General features: G+C 70.7%; 6 protein-coding genes and 1 pseudogene. 6 read left to right on the top strand and 1 reads right to left on the bottom strand.

Going from position 1 to position 5,650, the window contains the following annotated elements:
* Both J1C73_RS06355 and J1C73_RS06350 read left to right on the top strand, forming a co-directional pair.
* A pseudogene (locus J1C73_RS06355) lies at positions 1-707 on the top strand (FUSC family protein); the annotation flags it as partial.
* Positions 704-1,210: a MarR family winged helix-turn-helix transcriptional regulator gene (locus tag J1C73_RS06350; RefSeq protein WP_123464309.1), complete on the top strand. Its 507-nt coding sequence runs from the start codon at positions 704-706 to the stop codon at positions 1,208-1,210. The pseudogene J1C73_RS06355 and the gene J1C73_RS06350, both read left to right, overlap by 4 nt.
* Before the next feature lie 35 nt (positions 1,211-1,245).
* Here J1C73_RS06350 and J1C73_RS06345 read toward each other — a convergent pair whose 3' ends face one another.
* A complete protein-coding gene (locus tag J1C73_RS06345; RefSeq protein WP_207315463.1) occupies positions 1,246-2,028 on the bottom strand; it encodes an IclR family transcriptional regulator in 783 nt (260 codons plus the stop codon).
* 490 nt (positions 2,029-2,518) lie between these two features.
* Here J1C73_RS06345 and J1C73_RS06340 point away from each other — a divergent pair, with 490 nt between their 5' ends.
* Genes J1C73_RS06340 through J1C73_RS06325 form a run of 4 tightly spaced genes read left to right on the top strand, consistent with a single transcriptional unit; the run spans position 2,519 to position 5,499 of the window.
* Complete coding sequence (locus J1C73_RS06340; RefSeq protein WP_207315462.1) at positions 2,519-4,132, top strand: ATP-binding protein; 1,614 nt, start codon at positions 2,519-2,521, stop codon at positions 4,130-4,132.
* Positions 4,129-4,536 (top strand): roadblock/LC7 domain-containing protein, encoded by a 408-nt coding sequence (locus tag J1C73_RS06335; RefSeq protein ID WP_024494673.1) that lies wholly within the window; start codon positions 4,129-4,131, stop codon positions 4,534-4,536. The genes J1C73_RS06340 and J1C73_RS06335 overlap by 4 nt, the downstream gene beginning before the upstream one ends.
* On the top strand, positions 4,533-4,904 hold the full coding sequence (locus tag J1C73_RS06330) for a DUF742 domain-containing protein (protein ID WP_123464317.1): 372 nt from the start codon (positions 4,533-4,535) through the stop codon (positions 4,902-4,904). The genes J1C73_RS06335 and J1C73_RS06330 overlap by 4 nt, the downstream gene beginning before the upstream one ends.
* Complete coding sequence (locus J1C73_RS06325; RefSeq protein WP_207315461.1) at positions 4,885-5,499, top strand: GTP-binding protein; 615 nt, start codon at positions 4,885-4,887, stop codon at positions 5,497-5,499. Before J1C73_RS06330 ends, J1C73_RS06325 begins: the two co-directional genes overlap by 20 nt.
* Positions 5,500-5,650: the final 151 nt, after the last annotated feature.

Here is a 5,650-nt window from a genome sequence, read left to right as displayed (position 1 = left end):
GCGCGCCGCGCACTGCTGCGCCGCCTCGGCCCCGGGTCCCCGCTGCTGCCGATCGCCGCACGCGCCCTGATCGGCTGCGCCCTGGCCGGCTACGTCTCGTCGGCCGCCGGCGTCGGGCGCCCCTACTGGGCGATCGTCACCGCGGCCTCCCTCTACCAGGCCAACGTCACGCTCTCCTGGAACCGGACCCTCCAGCGCACCCTCGGCAACCTCATCGGCGTCCTGGTCTTCGCCGCCGTCCTCCCGGTGACCCGGACCGGCCCGCTGGCCCTGATCGGCTTCTGCCTCTTCTTCAGCTTCGCCGCCGAGGCCCTGATCACCCGCAACTACTGGCTCGGCTCCGTCGCCGTCACCCCGATGGCCCTGCTGGTCCTGGAGTACGCCGGAAGCCACCCGGCCGGTGAACTCATCGGCGACCGGGTCCTGGACACCGTCATCGGCGCCGCCGTCGGATTCCTCGCCGCGATGCTCGTCACCAACCGCCGGGCCACCGGCCGGGTGGAGAGCGCGCTCGCGGCCGCCGTGTCGTCCGCCTCGCGCAGCTCGACCAGGGCTGCGGTGAGCCTGCGGCGGGCGGCGAATGGTGGCAGCGCGACCTGCCCCAGGAGGAGGTACTCGCAGCCGAGCAGGCCGGACACCGTACGCTCGCGGCGACAGCAATACGGCAGGGGCTGATCGCCCCGGCCCCGGAGAACGGAGCGGTGTGACCGACGACATCGTCGCCTCGGTGGTACGGCAGTGGCGGGCAGTGAACCCGGACCTCGACACCGGACCCATGGAGCTCATCGGCCGGATCAACCGCTGCGCCGCCCTGCTCCAGCAGGCCGAGGACGCCCCGCTGCGGGCGGCCGGACTGACCCGCGCCGAGTTCGACCTGCTCGGCGCCGTGCGCCGTACCGACCGTGAACTCACTCCCGGCGAACTGGCCAGGGAGACGTTCTCCTCCGGAGCGGCCGTGACCAAGCGCCTGCGGGTCCTCCAGGAGCGCGGCCTCACCGACCGCCGCAGCGACGACCGGGACCGCCGGGTCGCGCACGTCCGGCTCACCGACGAGGGGCGGGAGCTCGTCGACGGACTGCTGCCGCAGCAGCTGGCGTACGAACGCGCGGTGCTCTCCGGTCTCGACGCGGAGTCCCGCGACCGGCTCAGCGCCCAGCTCAGCGAGCTGCTGGTCCAGTTGGAGGGACGCATCGGCGGCGCCCGCCGCTGACCGTCCGAAGCGCGGCCGCCCCGCCACCGGCTTCGTCAGGAGCCGTGCGGCACCGGCGGCCGCCCGGCCGCGGACAGCAGCGCGGCGGACCGCCGCAGCTCCTCGGCGAGGCGCACCAGTGCGGCATCGTCACCGCGGTCGGCGGGCGCGCAGGCCATCAGCGCGAGCCGGTCCCGCCAGCTGGAACCCGTCAGCGGTACGGCGACCGTGTTCATGCCCGGCGCCGACTCGCCGCGGCTGAGGGCGTATCCGCACGCGCGGATCTCCGCAAGCTCGTCGAGCAGCGCCGACCGCGAGCCGGCCGGGAGCGGGGTGTCCTCGTCCAGCCGCTCCCGCGGATACAGGGCGCAGACCTGTTCGGTGGTCATCCGGGAGAGCAGCATCCTGCCGCCCGATGTGGCGTGCGCGGGGTGGGTGCGGCCCGGCTCCAGCACCACCCGCACCGGGTGCGGGGACTCGCGGCCGTCGGTGACGACGATCCGGTCACCGATGAGCGCGGCACTCTGCACGGTCTCGCCGGTGCGCCGCACCGCGTCGTCGAGTACCGCACCGACCTGTTCGCGGACATCGGTGCCGAATCCGGCGGGGCGGCCCAGCCGCACGAGTTCGGGGCCGGGCGAGTAGCCGCGGCCGGAGGAGTCCCTGATCGCGAAACCGCGCCCCTCCAGTGTGCTGAGCACGCGGTGGGCGGTGGAGCGGCCGACCGAGAGCCTCACGGCCGCCTCGGAGACGGTGAGCGAGTCATGCGTGAGGAACAGCCGCATCAGCCGCAGTCCGGTGTCGAGTGACTCGATGGTGTAGTCCCGCGTCGTCCCCATGAGTTGCCCGTTCCCCTGTTCGTTCGTACGGCGACCGTGCGCTCCACTCGCGTGTCGGTCATGAATCTGTTCCTTTCGATCCGGTTCGATCACATGTGCCTCTGTCCCGTGGTCCGGTACGGAATGGCTCATCCAGGAGCGGATGCGGCTCGCCGATTTGCCCATCCACCCTACGTTGGGAGGGTGTTGAGGTCCCTCCGGGGTCGCAGAGGCGGGTAGTTCGTCCCGCAGTGCGGGACGTGGGGGAGTGATTCTTCCGAAATCTTCCGCACCGTCACTCCCTGCGCACGCTCGGAGGCGGTGTGTGCAAAACCCGCGAGTGTATTACCGCTGGAGTGCTCGCGCAGGGGGTTGGGCGAATGTGCCGAAGCACTGTTTCGATCTGACTAAGCTCACGCGCAGTGAAGTCGAGTTGATGTGAATTCGAGTACTTGTTCCCAACTGCCCTGTAAGCACGTATACCTCCCGAGTCAACCGCCAGAGGTTTTAGATGGTTCGTGTTGAATCACCGCCGATCGACCGAGAAACACCCGTCGTCCGCGCCGTGTTGCTGCCCGTCGTCGTGATGGCGGGCGCGACTGCCGCCGCCTTCGCCCTGGTTGCCGAGGCCGCGCGGATGCCAGTCGCCTGGTGCGGCGCCTTCGCCACCGTCGTGGTCGCCGCGCTCACCGCCGAACTCGCCCGCCGCGGACGTACGATCCGCCGGCAGCGCGCCGAGTACGAGCACCGCTGCACCGGCCTGGAGCGGCGTCTCGCCAGCCACGACGAAGAGACCGTACGGATCAGCAAGGAGCTCCTTCCCGCCGCGATCCACCGGCTGCGGGTGGGCAACTCCCCCGACGAGGTGCTGCGCGACGTCGTGGACGCCGACCCGGTCTACCGGCACCTCCCCGACGCCCAGCGCTCCCTCGTCTACACGGTGCTGGACATCATCGACAACGAGGAGGCGACGCGTGACTCCGCGCAGCGCGCCTTCGTCAACGTCGCCCGCCGCGTCCAGGCCATCGTCCACCGGCAGGCCAGTGAACTGCGGGAGATGGAGGAGCACCACGGGCGCAACCCCGACGTCTTCGACGACCTGCTCCGTATCGACCACGGCACCGCCCTGATCGGACGGCTCGCCGACTCCATCGCCGTCCTCGGCGGCGCCCGCCCCAGCCGCCAGTGGCCCAAGCCCGTACCGCTGTTCAGCGTGCTGCGCGGTGCCATGTCACGGATCCTGGAGTACCCGCGCGTCGATCTGCACTCGATCGCCAAGGTCGCCATCGTCGGCACCGCGGTCGAGCCGCTCATCCACGCCTGCGCCGAACTCCTCGACAACGCAACCCGTTACTCGCCGCCGCAGACCCGCGTGCACGTCACCGCCGTCGAGGTGCAGACCGGCATCGCCATCGAGATCGAGGACGGCGGCGTCAGCCTCAGCGAGGAGGCCCGCGCCCGGGCCGAGAACATGCTCGCCAGGGCCCAGGCCGGCTCCAGCATGAACGACCTCGGCGAGTCCCCGCGGCTCGGCATGGCGGTCGTCGGCCGCCTGTCGCGCATGTACGACCTGCAGGTCTCGCTGCGGCAGTCCGCGTACGGCGGCGTCCGCGCGGTGCTCATCGTGCCCCGCTCCATGATCACCACCGGTCCCGCTCCCGGTATCGCCCACGGCATCGGCGCCACATCGCGGCCGACCAGCGATATCGACCTCGCGAACATGAAGCACGTCGTCCCGGCACGCAGCACCCACCGCAAGCCCAGCCCCCTGGGCGCCCGTCCGGCCACCGGCCCGGTGGCACCCGCCACCCGGCCCGCAATCCCCGCCACCCCGGCCGTCGCCATGGAGGACGAACTCCCCGTGGTGACGGAGTGGACCGCGGGCGGACTCCCGCAACGACGCAGCCGCGGCCGCGCACCGCTGGGTTCCCACAACCTCCCCGCGCAGCCCGCAGATCCCACCGCGGGCCGGACCAACGGCCACGGAAACGGCCACGAGAACGGCAAGGAGCCGCCTCCCGGGATCTGGCTGGAGGCGTTCACCAAGGCGGCCAACGGCGTTCCCCGGGAGCCCAGGCCCGACGAAGACTCCGATGACGCGTGGGACAAGGGAGATCTGAAGTGATCCAGCAACGGGGAAACATGGACTGGATGCTCAAAGAGCTGGCCGACGACGTTCCGGACATCCACCAGATCGTGGTGCTCTCCGCGGACGGCCTGCGCATCGCCCGGCACGGCGGCGACCCCGATGTCGCCGACCGGCTCGCGGCGGCCTGCGCCGGACTGCAGAGCCTGGCCGCGGCCGTCGCCTCGGAAATCCCGTACAGCGACGGCCGGATGCGGCTGGTCGTCATCGAGGTCACCGGCGGATTCTTCTACCTGATGGCCGCGGGGGCCGGTGCGTATCTCGCCGTGCTCGCCGGTGAGACGGTGGACGCGGGCCTCGTCGGATCGCGGATGCGCGACATGGTCGTACGGATCGGCGCCCATCTGACGAGCCCGCCCCGGCACGACGGGCAGGCCGGATGAGTTCTATCCGACGAGAACGCCGCACGGTCGATCCGGAGCTGAGCGATCCGGAACGGCTCTACGTGATCACCGGCGATCCCGACGGCAGCGAGCGGGCAGCACTCGACCTGGTCACGATGGTGGTCTCGAAGTCACAACCGACACCGACGGTCCAGCCCGAGCAGGCCGTGATCCTGCGGCTCTGTCAGGCCCCGTTGTCCGTCGCCGAGATCTCCGCCTACCTCAGCCTGCCGTTCAGCGTGGTGACCTCGCTCCTCACCGAGCTCCTCGCGACCGAACTGATCGAATCGCGAGCGCCGATCATCCGCGCAACCCTCCCGGACAGGTCCCTCCTCGAAGCGGTGATGCATGGACTTCAGAAACTCTGACACGATCACGGGCCCCCGGAGCGAGGACGTCCTTCCCACCACGGCCACCGCCGCGGTGAAGGTCGTGATCGTCGGCGGGTTCGGGGTCGGCAAGACGACGATGGTCGGATCGGTCAGCGAGATCCGGCCGCTGACCACCGAAGAGACCATGACCCAGGCCGGCGTCGGCGTGGACGACAACTCCGGGGTGGAGAGCAAGACCGCCACCACGGTCGCCATGGACTTCGGCCGGATCAGCATCAGTGAGGAGCTGATCCTCTATCTGTTCGGCACTCCCGGCCAGGAACGCTTCTGGTTCCTGTGGAACGGCCTGTTCGAGGGAGCACTCGGCGCCGTCGTCCTCATCGACACCCGCCGGCTGGAGGTCAGCTTCGACGTCATCGGACGGCTGGAGGAACGCGGCGTGCCGTTCGTCGTCGCCGTCAACACCTTCCCCGACGCGCCGAAGCACCCCGTCGAGGCCCTGCGCAGCGCCCTGGACCTGCCGGACGAGGTCCCGATGATCGACTGCGACGCCCGGCTGCGCGTCTCCAGCCGCGATGTGCTGATGACCTTGATGCGGTATCTGCACAGTGCGGCGGTCCCGCGCGGCTGACCTTGCCCGAACGCGTCCCGCGCCCCCGTTCCACGCGCCCCCACCGCGTGCCCCATTCGTCCGGCCCTTGCGAGCCTGATCCCTGGAGCGATCGTGACAACCCCATTCCACTACGAGCCCGGAGCGGCCACTGGGCCGGTTCCGCCCCCTG

Origin of the sequence: Streptomyces laculatispora (assembly GCF_017353455.1) — a bacterium.
In the GTDB taxonomy this organism is placed as follows: domain Bacteria; phylum Actinomycetota; class Actinomycetes; order Streptomycetales; family Streptomycetaceae; genus Streptomyces; species Streptomyces laculatispora.
The sequence above is the reverse complement of the archived record's forward strand: the minus strand, read 5'-3'. Positions and strand labels throughout refer to the sequence as shown.